Annotated in this window: 19 protein-coding genes; 3 read left to right on the top strand and 16 right to left on the bottom strand. The window is 70.0% G+C overall.

Annotated elements, in window-relative coordinates:
- Nucleotides 1–62: 62 nt before the first annotated feature.
- Both ABN611_RS14125 and ABN611_RS14120 read right to left on the bottom strand, forming a co-directional pair.
- Nucleotides 63–728: a response regulator transcription factor gene (locus ABN611_RS14125; protein WP_350280318.1), complete on the bottom strand. Its 666-nt coding sequence runs from the start codon at nt 726–728 to the stop codon at nt 63–65.
- The gene (locus ABN611_RS14120; protein ID WP_350280317.1) at nt 725–2,533 is read right to left on the bottom strand and encodes a sensor histidine kinase; all 1,809 of its coding nucleotides are present in this window, start codon (nt 2,531–2,533) and stop codon (nt 725–727) included. The genes ABN611_RS14125 and ABN611_RS14120 overlap by 4 nt, the downstream gene beginning before the upstream one ends.
- A 167-nt stretch (nt 2,534–2,700) precedes the next feature.
- On the opposite strand from ABN611_RS14120, the gene ABN611_RS14115 reads away from it, so the two are divergent.
- On the top strand, nt 2,701–3,879 hold the full coding sequence (locus tag ABN611_RS14115) for a glycosyltransferase 87 family protein (protein ID WP_350280316.1): 1,179 nt from the start codon (nt 2,701–2,703) through the stop codon (nt 3,877–3,879).
- Here ABN611_RS14115 and ABN611_RS14110 read toward each other — a convergent pair.
- From ABN611_RS14110 to dnaK, 5 genes are all read right to left on the bottom strand, one after another.
- Nucleotides 3,825–4,361 carry a GNAT family N-acetyltransferase gene (locus ABN611_RS14110; RefSeq protein WP_350280315.1) on the bottom strand — a complete coding sequence of 179 codons (537 nt, stop codon included), beginning with the start codon at nt 4,359–4,361 and terminating at the stop codon, nt 3,825–3,827. The two genes, ABN611_RS14115 and ABN611_RS14110, sit on opposite strands and share 55 nt — an antisense overlap.
- A 210-nt stretch (nt 4,362–4,571) precedes the next feature.
- Complete coding sequence (locus ABN611_RS14105; RefSeq protein ID WP_350280314.1) at nt 4,572–5,027, bottom strand: helix-turn-helix transcriptional regulator; 456 nt, start codon at nt 5,025–5,027, stop codon at nt 4,572–4,574.
- Nucleotides 5,027–6,190 (bottom strand): molecular chaperone DnaJ, encoded by a 1,164-nt coding sequence (dnaJ, locus tag ABN611_RS14100; protein ID WP_350280313.1) that lies wholly within the window; start codon nt 6,188–6,190, stop codon nt 5,027–5,029. Before dnaJ ends, ABN611_RS14105 begins: the two co-directional genes overlap by 1 nt.
- 27 nt (nt 6,191–6,217) lie before the next feature.
- Nucleotides 6,218–6,943, bottom strand: a complete 726-nt coding sequence (gene grpE, locus ABN611_RS14095; protein ID WP_350280312.1) for a nucleotide exchange factor GrpE — start codon at nt 6,941–6,943, stop codon at nt 6,218–6,220.
- Complete coding sequence (dnaK, locus tag ABN611_RS14090; protein WP_350280311.1) at nt 6,940–8,805, bottom strand: molecular chaperone DnaK; 1,866 nt, start codon at nt 8,803–8,805, stop codon at nt 6,940–6,942. Before dnaK ends, grpE begins: the two co-directional genes overlap by 4 nt.
- Before the next feature lie 232 nt (nt 8,806–9,037).
- Here dnaK and ABN611_RS14085 point away from each other — a divergent pair, with 232 nt between their 5' ends.
- Entirely contained in the window at nt 9,038–9,496 is a 459-nt protein-coding gene (locus tag ABN611_RS14085) for a GNAT family N-acetyltransferase (RefSeq protein ID WP_350280310.1), read from the top strand.
- On the opposite strand, the gene ABN611_RS14080 is transcribed toward ABN611_RS14085, so the two are convergent.
- Nucleotides 9,493–9,858, bottom strand: a complete 366-nt coding sequence (locus ABN611_RS14080) for a phosphoribosyltransferase family protein (RefSeq protein ID WP_350280309.1) — start codon at nt 9,856–9,858, stop codon at nt 9,493–9,495. The two genes, ABN611_RS14085 and ABN611_RS14080, sit on opposite strands and share 4 nt — an antisense overlap.
- 355 nt (nt 9,859–10,213) lie before the next feature.
- On the opposite strand from ABN611_RS14080, the gene ABN611_RS14075 reads away from it, so the two are divergent.
- Nucleotides 10,214–11,113 carry a hypothetical protein gene (locus ABN611_RS14075; RefSeq protein WP_350280308.1) on the top strand — a complete coding sequence of 300 codons (900 nt, stop codon included), beginning with the start codon at nt 10,214–10,216 and terminating at the stop codon, nt 11,111–11,113.
- Between the two features lie 29 nt (nt 11,114–11,142).
- Here ABN611_RS14075 and hutI read toward each other — a convergent pair whose 3' ends face one another.
- From hutI to hutU, 8 genes are all read right to left on the bottom strand, one after another.
- Nucleotides 11,143–12,306, bottom strand: coding sequence for an imidazolonepropionase (gene hutI / locus ABN611_RS14070; RefSeq protein ID WP_350280307.1), 1,164 nt, complete (start codon nt 12,304–12,306; stop codon nt 11,143–11,145).
- On the bottom strand, nt 12,303–13,613 hold the full coding sequence (locus ABN611_RS14065) for a formimidoylglutamate deiminase (protein WP_350280306.1): 1,311 nt from the start codon (nt 13,611–13,613) through the stop codon (nt 12,303–12,305). The genes hutI and ABN611_RS14065 overlap by 4 nt, the downstream gene beginning before the upstream one ends.
- Nucleotides 13,610–14,797, bottom strand: coding sequence for an allantoate amidohydrolase (locus ABN611_RS14060; protein WP_350280305.1), 1,188 nt, complete (start codon nt 14,795–14,797; stop codon nt 13,610–13,612). The genes ABN611_RS14065 and ABN611_RS14060 overlap by 4 nt, the downstream gene beginning before the upstream one ends.
- 3 nt (nt 14,798–14,800) lie before the next feature.
- A complete protein-coding gene (locus tag ABN611_RS14055; protein ID WP_350280304.1) occupies nt 14,801–15,733 on the bottom strand; it encodes an ABC transporter substrate-binding protein in 933 nt (310 codons plus the stop codon).
- Nucleotides 15,734–15,822: 89 nt separating this feature from the next.
- A complete protein-coding gene (locus ABN611_RS14050; RefSeq protein ID WP_350280303.1) occupies nt 15,823–16,473 on the bottom strand; it encodes an ABC transporter permease in 651 nt (216 codons plus the stop codon).
- 1 nt (nt 16,474) lies between these two features.
- The gene (locus ABN611_RS14045) at nt 16,475–17,131 is read right to left on the bottom strand and encodes an ABC transporter permease (RefSeq protein ID WP_350280302.1); all 657 of its coding nucleotides are present in this window, start codon (nt 17,129–17,131) and stop codon (nt 16,475–16,477) included.
- Nucleotides 17,128–18,126 carry an ABC transporter ATP-binding protein gene (locus ABN611_RS14040; RefSeq protein ID WP_350280301.1) on the bottom strand — a complete coding sequence of 333 codons (999 nt, stop codon included), beginning with the start codon at nt 18,124–18,126 and terminating at the stop codon, nt 17,128–17,130. The genes ABN611_RS14045 and ABN611_RS14040 overlap by 4 nt, the downstream gene beginning before the upstream one ends.
- Nucleotides 18,127–18,264: 138 nt before the next feature.
- The gene (hutU, locus tag ABN611_RS14035; RefSeq protein WP_350280300.1) at nt 18,265–19,920 is read right to left on the bottom strand and encodes a urocanate hydratase; all 1,656 of its coding nucleotides are present in this window, start codon (nt 19,918–19,920) and stop codon (nt 18,265–18,267) included.
- Between the last annotated feature and the right edge of the window lie 22 nt (nt 19,921–19,942).

The raw sequence follows: 19,942 nt of genomic DNA, 5'->3' as shown, positions 1-19,942 counted from the left end.
TTATCCAAACTTGAGTCCATTCCACTCAACTCTGGGAAAATCTCAGGGCCGAACCAGGGTTCTCAACCGCGACCGGCGGTCACCAGCCCGGCGTTGTAGGCGAGGATCACGGCCTGGACGCGGTCCCGGGCGCCGGTCTTGGCGAGCATCCGGCTGACGTGCGTCTTCACCGTGTGCTCGGTCAGGTGCAGCCCGGCGGCGATCTCGGCGTTCGAGTTGCCCTTGGCGATCAGCACCAGGATCTCCCGCTCCCGCGCGGTCAGGTCGTCGAGCCGGGCGACCACGTCGGGGTCCACCTGGGTCTCGGCGAACCGGTCGATCAGCCGCCGCGTCACCGGCGGCGCCAGCAGCGCGTCACCGGCCGCGATCACCCGGACGGCGTTGATCAGCTCGTCCCGCGAGGACCGCTTCAGCAGGAACCCGCTGGCTCCGGCCCGGAGCGCGTCGTACACGTACTCGTCGAGGTCGAAGGTGGTCAGGATCACCACCCGCGGCCCGCCGGCCAGCCGCCGGGTCGCCTCGATCCCGTCCATCACGGGCATCCGGACGTCCATCAGCACCACGGCCAGGTCCAGGATCGCGGCCGCCTGCCGGACCGCGTCCGCGCCGTCGGTCGCCTGCGCCACCACCTCGATGTCGGGCTGGCCGTCGAGGATCATCGCGATCCCGTCCCGGACCAGGTCCTGGTCGTCGACGACCATCACCTTGATCGGCCGCCGGCCGGTCACCGGCCGGCTCCGACCGGGAACCAGGCCGCGACCGTGGTGCCGGATCCCGGCGTACTGCGGATGTCGAGCGTGCCGCCCTCGATCCGGACCCGTTCGCGCATCCCGGCCAGCCCGTGCCGCGTACTGCGGCCGGCCGCCGCGACGTCGAACCCGCTGCCGTCGTCGGCCACCTCGACCCGCACCCCCGTCTCCTCGATGCGCACCAGGACCCGCGCCGCCGACGCCTTCGCATGCCGTACGACGTTCGTCAACGCCTCCTGCACCAGCCGGTACGCCGCCAGCTGCTGCCCTTCAGGCGGGCCGTCCGGATCGCCTTCCACGTCGAGTGCGACCGGCAGGTGGCCGCCCGACACGACCGTGACCAACTGTGGCAGATCCGCCAGCCCGGGCTGCGGCGCGAGCTGCGGATCCGGTACGCCGTCCGCGTCGCGGAGCGCGGACAACAACCGGTCCAGCTCGCTCAACGCGCCGCGGCCCGCGTCACCGATCCGCTGGAATCCGGCCAGCACGTCGGCGTCACCCCGCCGTACGAGATCCGGACCGGTTTCGGCCTGGATCACCATCAGGTTGACCGCGTGCGCGACCACGTCGTGCAGGTCCCGCGCGATGTGCGACCGCTCGGTCAGCACGACCCGCGCCGCCTCCCGCTCCACCGCGACCATCTCGAGCTCGGCCTCCCGCTGCGCGGCCTGCACATTCCGCCGGTAGAGCCGCACCGCGACGCCCGCGCACACCGGCAGCAGCAGCGTCAGCGCGAAGCTGACCGGCCAGCGGTGCGCGACGATGGCGTCGTACTCGGGGTTGCGCAGGATCCCCTCGATGTCCGTGATCAGCGTGCGGTGCTCGATCGACGGGAAGATCAGGGCCATCACCGGGTAGCGCATCCGCCAGGTGACCAGCGGCATCGCGGCCAGCACGGCGATTGCCGTCGGCACCGTCCAGCGCAGGCTGCGGCTGTGGGCGGGCAGTACGACGAGCCGGTACAGCGCGAGGCCGAGCGCGGAGTACAGGGTCAGGATCGGCGAGGAAGCCTGCCAGTTCGCGATCAGCGCGGCGCCGGCCAGTACGACGACCGGCACGACCGGCGCGCGACGCAGTACGAGGACGAGGCCGGCGTACGCGACGGCGTACGGCATCCAGCCGGGCGCGCTCCACCAGTTGCCCTCGAACAGGTCCTGGCCGATCTCGGTGAGGACGAGGCCCGTCGTGGCGACGGCCACGAGTACGTCGCGCTGGTGCGCGTGCTCGGGGTCGCGCAGGAACGCGCGCAGGTCGGCCTGCCGCTGCGTCGCGGTCACCGCCTGCGCCCAGCTGTTGCGTCTGATCAGCAGGAAGGCGAGCGCGACGACGACCACGAGCAGCGCCTGCCAGCGCTGCCAGCCGTGCGTGACCAGGTGCCCGGCCTGCGCCAGGTCGGGGTAGATCGCGAACATCAGCCTGCCGCGGACCTGGTTCAGCAGCAGCGGCAGCGTGGCCGAGCCCGCCGCGACCACGAGCACCGTCGGTACCCGGCAGCGGCCGGCCAACGACCACAGTGCGAGGACGACCCCGGCCAGCAGGAACCAGTCGGGCTGACCGACCAGACCGGTCAGGTAGGCGCCGAGGACCAGGCCTGGCAGCGCGAGCGCCGGTTCGATCCGGCGGATCGCGATCAGCAGCGGGCACAGCATGACGACGAGCCGCAGCCACAGCGGCACGAACGGCCAGCCGGGCGCGCCGGCGTCCGCCGCACCGATCTGCAGGCTGACCAGGCCGGCCACCGCGACCGCGACGTCCGGCCACGGAGTACGCCACAACTGCTTCACGGCCTCATTGTGCGCTGCCGAACGCTCACCGGCCGTCACTCTCAGGAGTGACACGAGGATCACTCCCGGGTGCGACGGCAGGTACGACGGGATGGTCCGACGCGGCGATCCGGGTTCGCTCGCGACGGCGATGTGCCGGCCCGGGGGTCGCCGGAATCGTCGGAGCCATGACGATCGACGGAGTTTCGGAACGTGTCCGGCGGCGGACGCCGACGGCGATTCTGGTGCTGGCGGCAACGATGTTGCCGGTGGCCTGCCTGCTGGTCTGGCATCCCTGGAACGCCGACATGGGCGACCTCAGGGTGTACCACGCGGCAGCCCGCGCACTCACCGACGGCCGGGACATCTACGACATTCCCGGGCTCGGGCTCGGCTTCACGTATCCGCCGTTCGCCGCGCTGGTGTTCGCGCCGTTCGCGGTCGGGGCGGGATTCGCCCGGGTCCTGATCACGCTGGCGTCCGCGGCCGCGTTGCTGGTCATCGGCTGGACGACGGCGCGGGCGCTGCGGTGGGGATCGGTCGCGGCGCTCGGGATCGCCTTCGCCGCGTTGGTCTTCGAGCCGGTGTGGTCGAGCTTCGGGCTCGGCCAGATCAACCTGGTGCTGCTCGCCCTGCTGATGCTGGATCTGGTCGGTCCGATGCCGCGCCGGTTCCGCGGCGTCCTGATCGGCGTTGCCACCGGCATCAAGCTGACGCCGGGCATCTTCATCGTGTTCCTGCTGATCACCCGGCGGTTCCGCGAGGCAGCCGTCGCCGCCGGTACGACGGTCGCCACGATGCTGCTCGCCTACGCGGTCATGCCGAAGGCGACGACCGACTTCTGGACGAAGTACGTCTTCGACCCGTCGCGGCCCGGTCCGGCGCACTACATCAGCAACCAGTCGCTGCGCGGCGCGATCGCCCGGGTGACCGGGAACTCGGCCACCACCGTTCCCCTGTGGTTGCTCGCAGCAAGCATCGTCGGCGTCGCGGGCCTGCTGGTCGCCCGTCGCCTGCACGACCGCGGCCTGCCCTTCGAGGCGGTCGTCGTCACCGCGCTGACCGGTCTGCTGGTGTCACCGATCTCGTGGACCGGGCACTGGGTCTGGGCCGTGCCCGCGACCGCGCTCGTCTGGGCGCGGTGCTCCGTCCTGCTGTCCTGGCGTACCGCCGGGGCCGCCGCGATGACGTTCGTGTTCGTCACCGGGCTGCCCTGGTGGCTGCCGTTCGCGCACGACCAGGAGTTCGGCTACAACGCCGTACAGACCGTGGTCGCGAACGCTTACCTGCTCTGCGCGGTGCTGATCATCGCTCAGGCGGTGAACTCCGACGCGCGGATCCGGTACACCTGGAGATTGAGGTCGTAGTACTTGTCGGTCTCGCCGACCCACTCCATGCCGAGCCGTTTGGCGGTGGCGATCGCGCGCTTGTTGTGCGGCCGGGCGACGGCGAACAGCTCGTCGACCTCGCCGCCGCTGAACGCCCATCCCATCAGCGCCCGGCTGGCCTCGGTCGCGTACCCGTGGCCCCACGCGCTCGGCCGCAACTGCCAGCCGATCTCCAGATCCTCCTCGTACGGCGGCAGCAGCCGGATCAGGAGTGCGCCGACGACCTCGCCGTCGGACTTCCGCTCCACCGCCCAGCGTCCCGCCGGTACGACGAAGTTCGGCTGTGCCTCGATCCAGGCGTGCAGGAGGAACCGCATACTCGCGGCGTCCGGAACCTTCTCGATGGCCGGTGACAGCCAGGGCGCCACGTCGGCGGAGCCGTAGATCTCCAGCGCGGCGTCGGCGTCGTCTTCCTCCCAGTCCCGGATCAGCAGCCGGTCCGTTTCCAGCTTCAGGGTCACCCCGCCAGGGTAGGCGGTGCGCGCCGCAAGACAACAGCGAACAAGAGAACCGCAGGGCGGTCCGGGGAGGACCACCCTGCGGTGGGCCGGAGGCCGCTGGGGGGTAGCGGGCCTCCGACTTGCGGAGGCGTCGCGGGGGAACGACAACCTCCACCGGACCGGAGGCTCCGAGGGGTGGGTTTCGGAACTCCTCCGGTTGCTTTGCGAGGATCAGCGTGAGCCGAGCTCCAGAGGCTGGGTGCGAATCCACCGGGTGGTGGTCTGCTGCCGGCCCATGGCGATCACGTCACCCGCGGGACCGGCGGAGAACACCCGGCTGGCGGCGGGACGCCGGGAAGCGCCGACACCGCGCTGGACCTCTGCCAGTAGCTGGTTGACCCGCTTGCGCAGGTCCTCTACTTCGGACTGTAGCGCGAGAATGCGCTGAATTCCCGCCAGGTTGATGCCCTCTTCCTGGCTGAGGTGCTGCACGTACCTCAGCTTGGCCACGTCGTACGCCGAATAGCGCCGGCCGCGGCCGGACGCCCGGCTCGGCACCACCAGGCCGAGCCGGTCGTACTGACGCAGGGTCTGCGGGTGCATACCGGCCAGCTGGGCCGCCACCGAGATCACGTAGATCGGGGTGCGGTCGTCCCAGGTCGGCACCTGGTTGAACGGGATCCCCATCACGGACTCCCGAACAACCCGGCCCGCAGATCAGGCTGGTCCGACGCCGAGCTGAACTCCTCCAGCTTCGCCTTCTGCTCGTCGGTCAGCTCGTGCGGCACCTGCACCTCGAGGGTGAGCAGCAGGTCGCCCTTCGTTCCGTCCCGGCGGACCGAACCCTTGCCGCGGACGCGCAGCTTGCTGCCGTTCGCCGTACCGGCCGGGATCCGGACCGTGACGGGCAGGCCGTCCAGAGTCGGGACCTTGATCTCGGCACCCAGCGCCGCCTCGGTGAAGCTCACCGGGACGTTCAGCGTCAGGTGCTCGCCCTGCCGGCCGAAGATCCGGTGCGGCTTGACGTGCACGGTGACGTAGAGGTCGCCCGCGGGGCCACCCCGTTCGCCGGCCGCACCCTTGCCCTTCAACCGGATCCGCTGACCGTCCTGCACACCCGCGGGGATGCGGACCTGCATGGTCTTGCTCGACTGGCCGCGGCCGGAGCCGTGGCAGGTCTCGCACGGCTGGTCGACGACCAGGCCGCGGCCCTTGCACTCGGTGCACGGCTCGGTCATCGCGAACACGCCGCCCTGCACCGAGGTCTGCATGCCCGTGCCCTCGCACTTCAGGCAGACCTTCGGCACCGTGCCGTACTTCGCGCCGGTCCCGCGACACGTCGGGCACGGCGCGTCGCTGGTCATCCGGAGCCCGACGGTGACACCGTTCACGGCCTCGGCGAACTCGATCGTCGCCTCGGTCTCGATGTCCTGGCCGCGCCGCGGCCGGGCCGTCGTGGTGGTCGAGGTACGGCCACCGCCGCCGAACATGCCGCCCAGGATGTCCCCGAGACCGCCGCCGGCCCCGGTGCCGCCGCCGCGGTTGAACAGGTCACCGACGTTGAAGTCGAAACCGCCCTGCCCGCCGCCGCCCGGCATCCGGAAGCCGCCGCTGCCGAACAGCCGGCGCGCCTCGTCGTACTCCTTGCGCTTCTTCGGGTCGCCGACGACGTCGTACGCCTCGGAGACCTCCTTGAACTTCGCCTCCGCCTTGGTGTCGCCGGCGTTGGAGTCCGGGTGGTACTGCCGCGCCAGCTTCCGGTAGGCCTTCTTGATCTCGTCGGCATCGGCGGTCTTGGAGACGCCGAGAACCTTGTAGAAGTCCTTCTCGATCCAGTCCTTCGTGCTCATCCGGCGCCTCCCCTCCCGTCGTGTCGACTACTCCGCAGACTTGTCCGCGGCCTGTTCGTCATCAGTGCTCTCCACCGGTACGTCGGCCTTCGCGGCGTCGGCCGGCAGTTGTTCGGTCGGCTCCGACACGGCCACCCGGGCCGCCCGGAGGATCCGCTCGCCGAGCCGGTAGCCCGGTTGCATGATCATCGTCGCGGTCGGGCCGTCGACCTCGTCGGAGTAGTTGTGCAGCAGGGCCTCGTGGATCCGCGGGTCGAAGGGGTCGCCCTTCTCGCCGAACTTCACCAGGCCGAGCTTCTCGGTGACCCGCTCCAGCGACTCGGACACCGCCTTGAACGCGCCCTCCAGCTCACCGGCTTCCCGGGCCCGGCCGATGTCGTCCAGGATCCCGAGCATCTCGGTGAGCACCGAGCCGACCACGAGCTCCCGGGCCGCCTCGCGGTCCCGGTCCACCCGGCGCTTGTAGTTCACGTACTCGGCCTGCAACCGCTGCAGGTCCGCCGTACGCTCCTTGAGCGCCTCGGTCAGCAGCGCCTCCTGGGCGGAGGGCCCGATCAGGTCGGACGGGTCCCGCGGCGGCTGGGCGCCCGGAGTACCGGGCGTGCCGGGCGCGGCGCCCGCCGCGGGAGCGTCGGAAGACTCCGGGGTCTTCGCGGGCTCCCGCAGCTTGCCGGTGTCCGGGTCGATCCGGCGCTTGTCCCGGACGACGGGCTCGCCGTCGCCGAACTCGCTGCCCGTCGGTCGATCCGTCACTTGTCCTCCGTCTTGTCCTGCGGCCGATCCTCGTCCACGATCTCGGCGTCGACCACGTCGTCGTCGTTGCTCGTGCCGTCCTGGCTGCCGGCGGTGGTGTCCTCGTCGGACGAGGAGCCCGCGGCCTGGGCGTTCGCGTACATCGCCGCGCCCATCTTCTGGCTGGACTGGGCGAGCTTCTCCGAGGCGGCCTTGACCGCGTCGGCGTCGTCACCCTCGAGCGCCTTCTTCAGCTCGGCCACGCCGTCCTTGACCTCGGTCTTGACGTCGTCGGGGACCTTGTCCTCGTTCTCGGTCAGGAACTTCTCGGTCTGGTAGACGAGGCTCTCCGCCTGGTTGCGGTTCTCGACGGCCTCGCGGCGCTTGCGGTCCTCCTCGGCGTACTGCTCGGCGTCGCGGACCATCTTGTCGATGTCGTCCTTCGGCAGCGCGGAACCGCCGGTGACGGTCATCCGCTGCTCCTTGCCGGTGGCCAGGTCCTTGGCGTTCACGTGCACGATGCCGTTCGCGTCGATGTCGAAGGTGACCTCGATCTGCGGCACGTTCCGCGGCGCCGGCGGCAGGCCGGTCAGCTCGAAGTTGCCGAGCGACTTGTTGTCGCGGGCCATCTCGCGCTCGCCCTGGTAGACCTGGATCATCACCGACGGCTGGTTGTCCTCGGCCGTGGTGAAGATCTCCGAGCCCTTGGTCGGGATCGTGGTGTTGCGCTCGATGATCTTGGTGAACACGCCGCCCTTGGTCTCGATGCCGAGGCTCAGCGGGGTCACGTCGAGCAGCAGGACGTCCTTGACCTCACCCTTCAGCACACCGGCCTGCAGGGAGGCGCCGACCGCGACGACCTCGTCCGGGTTCACGCCCTTGTTCGGGTCCTTGCCGCCGGTCAGCTCCTTGACCAGGTCGGCCACCGCGGGCATCCGGGTCGAGCCGCCGACCAGGATCACGTGGTCGATCTTCGACACGTCGATGCCGGCGTCCTTGATGACGGCCTTGAACGGGGCGCGGGCGCGCTCCAGCAGGTCGTTGGTCATCTTCTGGAACTCGGCCCGGGAGAGCTTCTCCTCCAGGTGCAGCGGGCCGGCGTCGGTGAGGCTCAGGTACGGCAGGTGGATGGTGGTCTCGGCCGCGCTGGACAGCTCGATCTTGGCCTTCTCGGCGGCCTCGGTGAGGCGCTGCATGGCCATCTTGTCGCCGGACAGGTCGGTGCCGTTCTTGTTCTTGAACTGGGTGACCAGCCACTGCACGATCCGCGCGTCCCAGTCGTCGCCACCGAGGTGGTTGTCACCGCTGGTCGCCTTCACCTCGAAGACGCCGTCGCCGATCTCCAGCAGCGAGACGTCGAAGGTGCCGCCGCCGAGGTCGAAGACCAGGATGGTCTGCTCGGTGCCCTTGTCCAGGCCGTAGGCGAGCGCGGCCGCGGTCGGCTCGTTGACGATCCGGTGCACCTTCAGGCCCGCGATCTCGCCGGCCTCCTTGGTCGCCTGGCGCTGCGCGTCGGAGAAGTACGCCGGCACGGTGATAACCGCGTCGGTGACCTGCTCCCCGAGGTACGCCTCGGCGTCCCGCTTCAGCTTCTGCAGCACGAACGCGCTGATCTGCTGCGGGGTGAACTTCTTGCCGTCGATGTCCACGCTCCAGGCCTCGCCCATGTGGCGCTTGACCGAGCGGATGGTGCGGTCGACGTTCGTGGTGGCCTGGCGCTTCGCCACCTCGCCGACCAGGACCTCGCCGTTCTTGGCGAAGGCCACCACCGAGGGCGTCGTGCGCGCTCCCTCGGCGTTGGGGATGACGGTGGGCTCGCCACCTTCCAGTACGGCGATGACGGAGTTCGTCGTACCGAGATCGATACCGACCGCGCGGGCCATGCTTTACCTCCACAGAGTTGAGTGATGCAGACTCAATGTTGCCGTTCGTCCGCCTCGGTTTCAAATCCGTGACTGAACAAACTTGAGTTCACTGGGCTCAACATTGCACACCGGTCAGGTCATTCCCAAGGGCGGCCCCGGTTTTCGGGGTGCGGGCCAGGGTGCGGCCAGGGTGACCCCTCCCGGTGAAAACGTTTACCATGCGACGCTGGTCACTGTGATCCTCCGCCCGATGACCGCCGCCGACAGTGCCGCGGTCCTGGCGCTGAACGCGACCGCGGAGGGCCTCGTCGACCCGCTCGGCCCCGACCGCCTGGACTGGCTCCGGCTGATCGCCGCGCACGCGGCCGTCGTCGAGCTGGACGGGGAGCCGGCCGGTTTCGTGCTCACCTTCACCCCCGGGTCGGCGTACGACGGGCTCGCGTTCGAGGCGTTCACCCGGACGTACGCCGACCGGTTCCTGCTCGTCGAGCGGATCGTGGTCGCGGCCGAGCACCGGCGTACCGGCATCGCGACGCAGGTCTACCGCGCGATCGAACGGGCCGCCAAGCCGTTCGACCGCGCGGTCGCCGCGGTCCCCGTCGACACCCCGGCGCTGACCTTCCACACCGGCCGCGGCTACGCCGAGGTCGGCAAGCAGGTCCTGCCCGACGGTTCGACCGCGCTGCTGCTGTCGAAGGAACTGGCCTAGAGCTGCCGGATGTTGAGCAGCGCCTTCAGGGGCAGGTCGTGCCGGAGGCGCGGGTCGGTGAGCCCGTCGACGATGCAGGCCGCGCCGATCCAGTGCGCCCCGCACTCCGCGACCAACTCCCGAGCCACCCGCGCCGTCGCGCCGGTGTCGGCCCAGTCGTCCACCATCAGCACGCGATCGCCGGCCCGGACCAGCGCCCGCCGGAACCCGAACACGACATGCCGGTCCTGGTAGTCGGGCGCCGTCGTACGCCGCGCCCACCGGTCACTGTCGACCGCCGAGCCCCCGCTCCGCCGCATCTCGACGAACCCGACCCCGAGCGCCGCCGCCGTCAACGCCCCGACCAGCGATCCCCGCGACACCGGCCCCAGAACTACCGTGGGCCTCTCGTCGTACAGCCCCGCAAGCGCCGGCCCGAGCTCCCGCAACAGCTCGGCATCACGCCACCACCCGGTCAGGTCGGCGTAACTACTTCACACGCCCCGATCCGTCTCCCAACGAAACGCGGCCCGCAACCGTGCCCTGGTGTCCATACCCCCAGGATCCCGCACGTCCGGCGGGTATGCATGGGGTTTTGCGATCCCCAGGCCATCACAATCGCGACCCAGGTCGCTGCGCTCGCGTGCCAGGTGGCGGAGCGGGTGGATGTGATGGCCTGGGGATCGCCTGTGGACAACGCCCGACGTGATCTGGCGGAAGTGCGGCACCATCGAGCACATGCCGGCAGTGGTCGATGTACTCCGCCGCGACGGGACGGCGGCCTTCGGCGAGCTGCGCGCTCTGGTTTCCGGGCATGCGATTCGCGCAGCGCTGGCCGCCGGAACGATCCGCCGGATCGCGAAGGGGGTCTACGCGCTGCCGACCGCGCTCGATCCGATCGTGGCCGCTCGCGCGCAGGGCGGGGTGGTGTCCCACCTCAGCGCGGCGATCCTGCACGGCTTCGACGTGCTGGCGATGCCGGACAAGCCGCAGATCACCGTTCCTCGTGGGCAGCACCGTCGCCTGAGCCCGGTGGACTGCGAGCTGCACTGGGCAGACGACGTACCGTCCGACGGCCACTGCACCGGAAAACTGCGCACGATCCTGGACTGCGTGCGAACCCTGCCCTTCGTCGAGGGGCTCACGGTCGCCGACTCGGCCCTGCGCCTCGGAGTGGTGGACCGCTCCCAGTTGATGGTCGCCGCCGCCGAGCTTCGTGGACCGGGAAGCCTTCGAGCGCGGCGAGCGGCAGCCGCGGCTGACGGCCGCGCCGAGTCGCCCTTGGAGTCGGCGCTCCGAGCGATCCTGATCGAGGCGGGCATCAGCGGCTTCGAGCCGCAGGTCGTCGTTCGGGACCGCAGCTTCTCCGCGAGGCTCGATCTGGGCAACTCCGAACTGATGATCGGGGCCGAGGCCGAGAGCTTCGCGCACCACGGCACGCGGGCAGCGCTCGCCCGCGACTGCCGCAGACAGGTCAGCTTGACCGTCCGAGGGTGGCGACTCCTGAGGTTCTCTTGGGAGGACGTGATGTTCGACCGGGACTGGGTGGTCACTGCGTTCCGGGACGCCATCGCCGGATCTCCAGGCCATCACAATCCGGCGACCGCGCTGGTGGGTAGGCGTGGAGCCGCCGCGTAGGCCGATTGTGATGGCCTGGGGATCGGTAGTTAGACCGGGCGGCCGCCGACGAACGTCTGGGTGACGAGGGGGACGGCGGGGCGGTAGGCGAGGTGGAGGTACGACGGGGCGTCGAGGACGGCGAGGTCGGCTCGGGCGCCTGGGGTGAGGTGGCCGATGTCGGTGCGGCGGAGGGACGTGGCGGCGCCGGCTGTGGCGGACCAGAGGGCCTCGGCCGGCGTCATGTGCATCTCGCGGACGGCGAGCGCGATGCAGAACGGCATCGAGGACGAGTAGCCCGAGCCGGGGTTGCAGTCGGTGGCGAGCGCGACGGTGACGCCGGCGTCGAGGAGGCGGCGGGCGTTCGGGTACGGCGACCTGGTGGAGAACTCGATCGCGGGCAGCAACCCGGCGACCACCCCGCTGGACGCCAACGCGTCGACGTCGGCGTCGGTCAGGTACGTGCAGTGGTCGGCGGCGGCCGCGCCCACCTCGGCGGCGAGTTGTACGCCGGGACCTTCGCCCAGCTGGTTGGCGTGCACGCGCGCCTGCAGTCCACGCGCCTGGCCGGCCTGGAGGATCGCGCGGCCCTGGTCCGCGTCGAAGGCGCCGCGCTCGACGAAGACGTCGATCCACTTCGCATGCTCGGCCGCCGCGTCGAGCATCGGGCCGGTCACCAGTTCGACGTACCCCGCCGGGTCGTCGGCGTAGTCGGCCGGCACCACGTGGGCACCGAGGTACGTCGTCTCGTCGGTGAACTGCCGCGCGATCTGCAGCGCCCGCGCCTCGTCCGCGACCGTCAGGCCGTACCCGGACTTGATCTCGACGGTCGTCGTGCCCTGCCGTCGCATCTCGGTCACCAGGCGGGACACGTTCGCGGTCAGCTGCTGGTCGGTGGCCTCGCGGGTCGCCGCGACCGTGGTGCGGATGCCGCCGGCGGAGTACGGCGTACCGGTCATCCGGGCCGCGAACTCCTCGGCGCGATCACCCGCGAACACCAAGTGCGCGTGCGAGTCGACGAAGCCCGGGATCACCGCGCGCCCGCCGAGGTCGATCGCGGAGTCCGCCGCGGGCGCCTCCTGCCGGGGCCCAACCCAGCCGACCTTGCTGCCGTCGAGCACCAGCGCCGCGTCCAGCACCTCACCGAGCGGACCGCCGCGGGCCGGGTCGTTCGTCACCAGCGAACCGATGCCGGTCAGCAACAGCGAGCTCATGCGGTCACCGCACCGATCGAGGTGGTCAGCGCGGCCGCCACGTCCATCGCCTGATGCTTGCTCTCGGCAACCAGGTGCCTGCCGGAGACAACCACATCCGTGACGTCCGCGGCCGCGGCGGCGAAGACGGCAGTCTCCACGGTCCCGCCGGTGCCCGCTGTCCGCACGCTGTCGAGCCGGAGCGCGACCAGATCCGCCCGTGCACCCACTTCGATCACCCCCGCATCCTCGAAACCGATCGATCGATGGCCGTCGACGGTCGCGGCCCGGAGCAGCTCGGCCGCGGACCAGTGGCCGCGCTCCTGCGTTGCCAGGCGTTCGTCGAGCTCGACGGCACGCATTTCCTCGAACAGATCGATCACTGCGTGGCTGTCGGAGCCGAGCGTCAACGGCGAGCCCGCGTCGCGCAGCTGCGCCGACGGGCCGATGCCGTCCGCGAGGTCGCGCTCGGTCGTCGGGCAGAAGCAGGAGTACGTCGCCGAACTGCCGAGCAGCCCGATGTCGACCGAGGTCAGGTGCGTCGCGTGGACCGCACTCGTCCGCCCGCTGAGGAAGCCCGCCTCGTCGAGCACCTGCGAAGGCGTCCGTCCGTACGCCGAGAGGCACGCCTCGTTCTCCGCGACCTGCTCGGACAGATGGATGTGCAGCGGTACGTCGGGGAACGCCGACGCGACGGCACCGAGCTGATCCTGCGGAACGCCGCGGATCGAGTGCGCGGCCGCGCCGATCACGACGTCGTCCGCGCCGCTGAGCTGCGCGACCCGCGACGCCCAGGCGGTCGCGTCGCCGTCGCTGAAGCGCTGCTGTACGTCGTTGAGCGGCTGGTCGATCCCACCCGCCACGTAGCAGGTGTCGAGCAGCGCGATCCGGAGGCCGGCATCGCGCGCGGCGGCGATCAGCGCCGTACCCATGGCGTTCGGGTCGTCGTACCGGTGGCCGCCGGGTGCGTGGTGCAGGTAGTGGAACTCGCCGACAGCGGTGACGCCGGCGAGCAGCATCTCGCCGTACGTCGCCTTCGCGAGCTCGTAGTACGTGTCGGGGGTGAGCGCGGCGGCGACGGCGTACATCTGCTCGCGCCAGGTCCAGAACGTGCCGCGCTCGGTCTGCGTGCGGCCGCGGAGCGCCCGGTGGAACGCGTGGCTGTGACAGTTCGCGAGACCGGGGACGATCAGGCCGTGGAGCCTGGTCGCGGTGCCCGGGTCGGTGTCCGGCCGGACGCTCGTGAAGCGGCCGTTCTCGACGGTCGCCAGGACCCGGTGTGCGAGACCGCTGGGGAGGACGGCGGTCTCGCACCAGTACGAGGTCACTTGGCGAGGTCCTTCAGTACGGCGGCGAGGGCGTCGACGCCGGCCAGGCAGTCGTCCATCTCGGCGTACTCCGCCGGGGAGTGCGAGACGCCGGTCGGGTTGCGGACGAACAGCATCGCGGTCGGGATGCCGGCGGCCGAGAACACGCCCGCGTCGTGCCCGGCGCCGGTCGGCAGCACCGGGGCGCCGTCGAGTACGTCGACCAGGCGGTCGCGGAGGCTCGCGGGGAAGTCGACGATCGGCGACACGGACTCGGCCGTGACCTCGAGGGTGGTGCCGTCGCGGTCGGCGCGCTCGGTCGCCTGCTTGGTGATTGCTGCGAGCAACGATTCGAGGGTCGCGGTGTCGGCGGCGCGGGCGTCGAGCCAGGCGGTGACGCGCGACGGTACGGCGTTCGTGCCGTTGGGCTCCACGGACAGGCGCCCGAACGTCGCGCGGGCGCCGGCGAGCCGGGCCTGCTTGTTGGCGGCGAGCGCGGTCATCGCGTAGGTGAGCATCGGGTCGTGCCGGTCCTCCATCAGCGTGGTGCCCGCGTGGTTGGCCTCACCGCTGAACGTGAACCGGTACCGCCCGTGCGGCCAGATGGAGCTCGCCACACCGACCGGCGCGGTCAGCCCGCGCCCCTGCTCCACGTGCAACTCGACGAAGGTCCCCATCCGCTGGAGCAGCGGCGACGGCCCGACCCCCGCCGGGTCGATCCCCGCCTCCTCGAGCGCCACCGCCAGCGAGGCCCCGGCGCGGTCCGTCAACCGCAACGCCTGCTCCGCCGACACCACCCCCGCCGCCACCCGAGACCCCAGACAAGGCATCCCGAACCGCGACCCTTCCTCCTCCACAAAAGCTCCGATCCCAATCGGCACCGAAGGCACAAACCCCTCAGCCCGCAGCAGGTCCACAGCCGCCAGCGCCGAAACCACCCCCAACGGCCCGTCAAACGCCCCACCATCGATCACCGAATCCAAATGACTACCGGTGACCACGCCAGGACTGTCCGGCGAACCCCACCAGGCGATGTGGTTGCCGATGGTGTCGGATTGGATGGTGAGGTTGCGGGCGGCGCACTGGTCGAGGAACCAGTGCGTCGCCTCGCGTTCGGTGGGGGTCCAGCCGCCGCGGGTGTAGCCGCCGGTGTCGGGGTCGCGGCCGATGGCGGACTGGTCGGCCCAGAGGGATTCGAAGCTCAAGGTTCAGGCCAGCGGGTTCTTCGACAGCCAGTCCTTGGCGACCGCGTCGGCGCTCTCCTTGCCGACGTCGATCCGCTTGACCATCTCGGTCAGGCCCTCCGTGGTCAGCTTCGCCGACACCGCGTTCAGCACCGACACGACGTCGTCGGACTTGTGGTCGGTCCGGATCAGCGGGACGACGTTGTTCGGCGGCAGGATGTTCTCCGGGTCCTCCAGCATGACCAGGTTGTTGTCCTTGATCAGCGCCTGCGTGGTGAAGAAGTTCGACACCTGGATCTGGTTGTCCAGCAGCGCCTTCAGGCTCAGCGGACCACCCGCGTCCAGCGTCTTGTACTCCTTGCCGAACTCGACGCCGTACTTCTCCTTGAGGCCCTTCAGCCCCGCGTCCCGCACCTTGAACTCGGAGCTGCCACCGGCGGCCAGGTCCTTGGCGACCGGCTTCAGGTCGGCGAGCGACTTCAGGTTGTACTTGTCCGCGGTCGCCTTGGTCACCACGATGGTGTCCTCGTCCGCGGCCGGCGACTTCTCCAGCACCTCCAGGCCCGACGGCAGCGAGCCCTTCAGCGCGTCGTACGTCGCCTGGTCCTCGGTCTCGGTGGCGTCCTTCTTGAAGTAGTGCAGCGCGGCACCGGTGTACTCCGGCAGCAGGTCGACGGAGCCGTCCTTGATCGCCGCCATGTAGGTCTCGCGGTTGCCGATGTTCGGCTTCTTCTTCACCTCGATGCCCTTGGCCGCCAGCGCCTGCCCGTAGATCTCCGCCAGCAGCTGGCTCTCGGAGAAGTCGGCGGACCCGACGGTGATGCTGGTCACCTTGGACGGCGCGGGCGAGGACCCCGCGTCGTTGCCGCCGAGCTGGTCGCCCCCACCCCCACAACCGGCCAGGCCGAGCACCGCCACTCCGGCGATCGCAGTACGGATGAGTGTGGATCTCAACACGAGAGCCTCCAGTGTTCTCGTTCAGCCACCGGCCGGTGCCGATGGATGTGTCTCAAGTTCATCAGGTACGTCGGACAGTTCGGTCGAGGTCAGCCGATCTTCAGACCGCGGGAGACCGTGAACCGTCCGATCAGCGCGAACAACGCGTCGAGCAGCAGCGCCAGCAGCGCCACCAGCAGCGCGCCGGTGAACATCTGCGGAAAATCGCGCAGCTTCAGCCCGTCGATCACGTAGCGCCCGAGGCCACCGAGCGACACCAGCGCCGCGATCGTCGCGGTCGACACGATCTGCAGCGTCGCGCTGCGGACGCCGGAGATGATCAACGGCAGCCCGATCGGGATCTCCACCTTGGTCAGGATCTCGCGCCCGGTCATCCCCATTCCTCGTGCGGCGTCGATCGTGGCCGGATCGACACCGGACAGACCGGCGTACGTCGACGCGAGGATCGGCGGGACACCCAGCGCGACGAGCGCGATCAGCACCGGCAGGAAGCCGATCTGGTCGGTGAGCAGCACCGCCAGCATCAGCAGGCCGAGGCTCGGCAGCGCCCGCGCCGCGTTGCCGGCGTTGATCGCCAGGAACGCGCCGCGCCGGGTGTGCCCGATCCGCATCCCGACCGGCAGCGCGATCACCAGCGACAGTGCCAGCGCGGCGAACGTGTACCAGAGATGCTGCAGGATCCGCGCCCAGATTCCTTCGGTGCCGGACCAGTTGAACGGGTCGGTCAGGTACTCCCACATGTCAGGCCACCTCCACCACAGGTGTCGCGGTACGCGCCCAAGGAGTCAGGACACGCTGCAACGTGACCAGCACGAGGTCCGCGAGCAGCGCCAGTCCCAGCGACAGCACCACACCGACCACGACCGGCGTCAGGAAGTCCTTCTGGAAACCGAGCGTGAACAGCTCCCCCAGCCCGCCGATCCCGATCACCGCGCCGACGCTCACCATCGAGATGTTCGCGACCGTGACCACCCGCAGTCCGGTGAAGATGACCGGTACGGCGATCGGCAGGTCCACCGCGACCAGCCGGTGGACGGCGCCGTACCCGACCGCGACCGCGGACTGCCGGACGTCGGGCGGCACGGAACGCAGTCCGTCGATCACGTTGCGGATCAGCAGGGACACCGCGTAGATGGTCAGCGCCACGATGATGTTGACCGTGGACAGCACCTTCGTGCCGAGGATCGCCGGCAGCACGATGAACAGCGCGATCGACGGCAACGAGTAGAGGATGCCGCCGAACGCGATCAGCGGATTCGCCAGCCAGGAGTAGCGCGTCGCGACGTACCCCAACGGCACCGACACGATCAGCCCGAGAATGACCGGCAGGATCGCGAGGTACAGGTGCTCGACCAACTGCTCCCAGATCAGCCCGAGGTTGTCGCCGATCCAGCTCATGATCGCAACGCCTCGGCGACTGCACCCTGGTCGACCACGCCGACCGCCTGGCCCTGCTCGTCGACGACCACGCCCCATCCGTTCGGTGACGTCAGTACGGCGTCCAACGCGGCCCGCAGCGAATCGCCGCGCTGGAAGACCGAGCCGACCGGCAGCAGTTCGCCGGATCCGTTCTTCCAGCCGACCGGTACGCCGTCCCGCAACGCGAGCTCGTCCGGCAACGGGTGCACCGGCAGGCTCTCCGGATGGATGAACGTCAGCGCGCGGTAACCCCGGTCCTGCCCGACGAACCCGCGCACGAAGTCGTCCGCGGGGTTGGCGAGCAACTCCGACGGCGGCGCGAACTGCGCCAGCTTGCCGCCCACGCGCATCACCGCGATGTTGTCGCCGAGCTTGATCGCCTCGTCGATGTCGTGGGTGACGAACACGATCGTCTTGCCGATGTCGCGCTGCAGGCGGAGCAACTCCTCCTGCAACTGGTGCCGGACGATCGGGTCGACCGCGCTGAACGGCTCGTCCATCAGCATGATCGCCGGATCGGCCGCGAGCGCGCGGGCGACGCCGACTCGTTGCTGCTGGCCACCGGACAGCTGGGCCGGGTACCGCTCGGCCATCTTGGGGTCGAGGCCGACACGTTCCAGCAGCTCCATCGCCGTACTGCGGGCCTTGCGCTTGTCCCAGCCGAGCAGCTTCGGCACCGTGGCGATGTTGTCCACCACCGTCTTGTGCGGGAACAGGCCCGCGTTCTGGATCACGTACCCGATGCCGCGGCGCAGCGTGACCGCGTCCTGGGCGTTGATGTCCTGGCCGTCGATCGAGATCGTCCCGGAGGTCCGCTCGATCGTGCGGTTGATCATCCGCAGCGACGTGGTCTTGCCGCAGCCGGACGGGCCGACGAACACGGTGATCTGGTTGCTCGGGATCCGCAGGGACAGCTTGTCGACGGCGACGGTGCCGTCCGGATACCGCTTGGTGACGTCCTCGAACTCGATCATGGCGCCCCTTCGCGCTCGTCGTCGGTCGCCCGAAAGACCCTAGCGGACCGAAAGCCTGAAACCACGCGATCGCACGGTTTCTCGCTCCGTGGGAAAGTGCACCGTCGCACTACAGGTTGCGACGGTCGCACTCCGCAGTCAGTTCTCCCGCATCGGGACCCTGACACCCTTCGCATCGGCGACTTCCACAGCCTTGTCGTAGCCGGCGTCGACGTGACGGATCACACCCATCGCCGGGTCGTTGGTCAGCACCCGCTCCAGCTTCCGCCGGGCGAGGTCGGTGCCGTCGGCAACGGACACCTGGCCGGCGTGGATGGACCGGCCGATGCCGACACCGCCGCCGTGGTGGATCGACACCCACGACGCGCCGCTGGCGACGTTCACCATCGCGTTCAGCAACGGCCAGTCCGCGATCGCGTCCGAGCCGTCGAGCATGCCTTCGGTCTCCCGGTACGGCGACGCGACGCTGCCGGTGTCCAGGTGGTCGCGGCCGATCACGATCGGCGCCTCGAGCTCACCGGACGCCACCATCTCGTTGAACCGGACGCCGGCCTTGTCCCGCTCGCCCTGGCCCAGCCAGCAGATCCGGGCCGGCAGGCCCTGGAACGCGACCCGCTCGCCGGCCATCTTGATCCAGCGCGACAGGTGCTCGTTGTCCGGGAACAGGTCCAGGATCGCCTGGTCGGTCTTCGCGATGTCGGCCGGGTTGCCGGACAGCGCCGCCCACCGGAACGGGCCCTTCCCCTCGCAGAACAACGGCCGGATGTACGCCGGTACGAAACCGGGGAACTCGAACGCCCGGGCGTAGCCGGCCTTGCGCGCCTCGTCCCGGATCGAGTTGCCGTAGTCGAACACCTCGGCGCCCGCGTCCTGGAACCCGACCATCGCCTCGACGTGCCGCGCCATCGACTCCTGCGCCCGCTCGGTGAACCCGGCCGGGTCCTTCTCCCGCGCGCTCGCCCAGTCGTCGAACTCGACGCCGACCGGCAGGTACATCAACGGGTCGTGCGCCGACGTCTGGTCGGTCACCACGTCGATCGGCGCGCCCCGCCGCAGCAGGTCCGGGACGATCGTCGCCGCGTTGCCCAGGACACCGATCGACAACGGCTTCCGCTCCTTCTTGGCGGCTTCCGCGAGTTGAAGCGCTTCATCCACGGATGACGCCCGGACGTCGAGATAGCGGTGCTCGATGCGCCGCTGAATCCGGGACTCGTCGACGTCGATGCAGATCGCGACACCGTCGTTCATCGTCACGGCCAGCGGCTGCGCGCCGCCCATCCCGCCGAGCCCCGCGGTCAGCGTGATGGTTCCGGCCAGCGAGCCGCCGAACTTCTTCTCCGCGACCGCGCCGAACGTCTCGTACGTGCCCTGCAGGATTCCTTGGGTGCCGATGTAGATCCACGAGCCGGCCGTCATCTGGCCGTACATCGTCAGCCCCATCGCCTCGAGCTTGCGGAACTCCTCCCAGGTGGCCCAGTCGCCGACCAGGTTCGAGTTCGCGATCAGTACCCGCGGCGCCCACTCGTGCGTCTGCATGACGCCGACCGGGCGGCCGGACTGCACGAGCATCGTCTCGTCGTCCTTCAGCGTGGTCAGCGTGCGGACCATCGCGTCGAACGAGTTCCAGTCCCGGGCGGCCTTGCCGGAACCGCCGTACACGACCAGCTCGTCGGGGTGCTCGGCGACCTCGGGGTCGAGGTTGTTCTGCAGCATCCGCAGCGCGGCCTCCTGCTGCCAGCCGCGGGCGGTCAGGGTGGTACCGCGAGGGGCGCGGACAGGACGTGGTCCGGACATGGGTGATCCAGCCTTTCTACGA

Origin of the sequence: Kribbella sp. HUAS MG21 (assembly GCF_040254265.1) — a bacterium.
Classification (GTDB): Bacteria; Actinomycetota; Actinomycetes; order Propionibacteriales; family Kribbellaceae; genus Kribbella.
This window is presented reverse-complemented; position numbering and strand designations above follow the sequence as displayed.

Excerpts from the sequence above, each read along its gene's own strand:
- dnaJ (WP_350280313.1), bottom strand. The coding sequence starts at position 6,190 with ATGAGCACGAAGGACTGGATCGAGAAGGACTTCTACAAGGTTCTCGGC.
- ABN611_RS14115 (WP_350280316.1), top strand. The coding sequence starts at position 2,701 with ATGACGATCGACGGAGTTTCGGAACGTGTCCGGCGGCGGACGCCGACG.
- ABN611_RS14040 (WP_350280301.1), bottom strand. The coding sequence starts at position 18,126 with ATGATCGAGTTCGAGGACGTCACCAAGCGGTATCCGGACGGCACCGTC.
- ABN611_RS14045 (WP_350280302.1), bottom strand. The coding sequence starts at position 17,131 with ATGAGCTGGATCGGCGACAACCTCGGGCTGATCTGGGAGCAGTTGGTC.
- ABN611_RS14075 (WP_350280308.1), top strand. The coding sequence starts at position 10,214 with ATGCCGGCAGTGGTCGATGTACTCCGCCGCGACGGGACGGCGGCCTTC.
- ABN611_RS14105 (WP_350280314.1), bottom strand. The coding sequence starts at position 5,027 with ATGGGGATCCCGTTCAACCAGGTGCCGACCTGGGACGACCGCACCCCG.
- hutU (WP_350280300.1), bottom strand. The coding sequence starts at position 19,920 with ATGTCCGGACCACGTCCTGTCCGCGCCCCTCGCGGTACCACCCTGACC.
- ABN611_RS14085 (WP_350280310.1), top strand. The coding sequence starts at position 9,038 with ATGACCGCCGCCGACAGTGCCGCGGTCCTGGCGCTGAACGCGACCGCG.
- dnaK (WP_350280311.1), bottom strand. The coding sequence starts at position 8,805 with ATGGCCCGCGCGGTCGGTATCGATCTCGGTACGACGAACTCCGTCATC.
- ABN611_RS14050 (WP_350280303.1), bottom strand. The coding sequence starts at position 16,473 with ATGTGGGAGTACCTGACCGACCCGTTCAACTGGTCCGGCACCGAAGGA.
- hutI (WP_350280307.1), bottom strand. The coding sequence starts at position 12,306 with ATGAGCTCGCTGTTGCTGACCGGCATCGGTTCGCTGGTGACGAACGAC.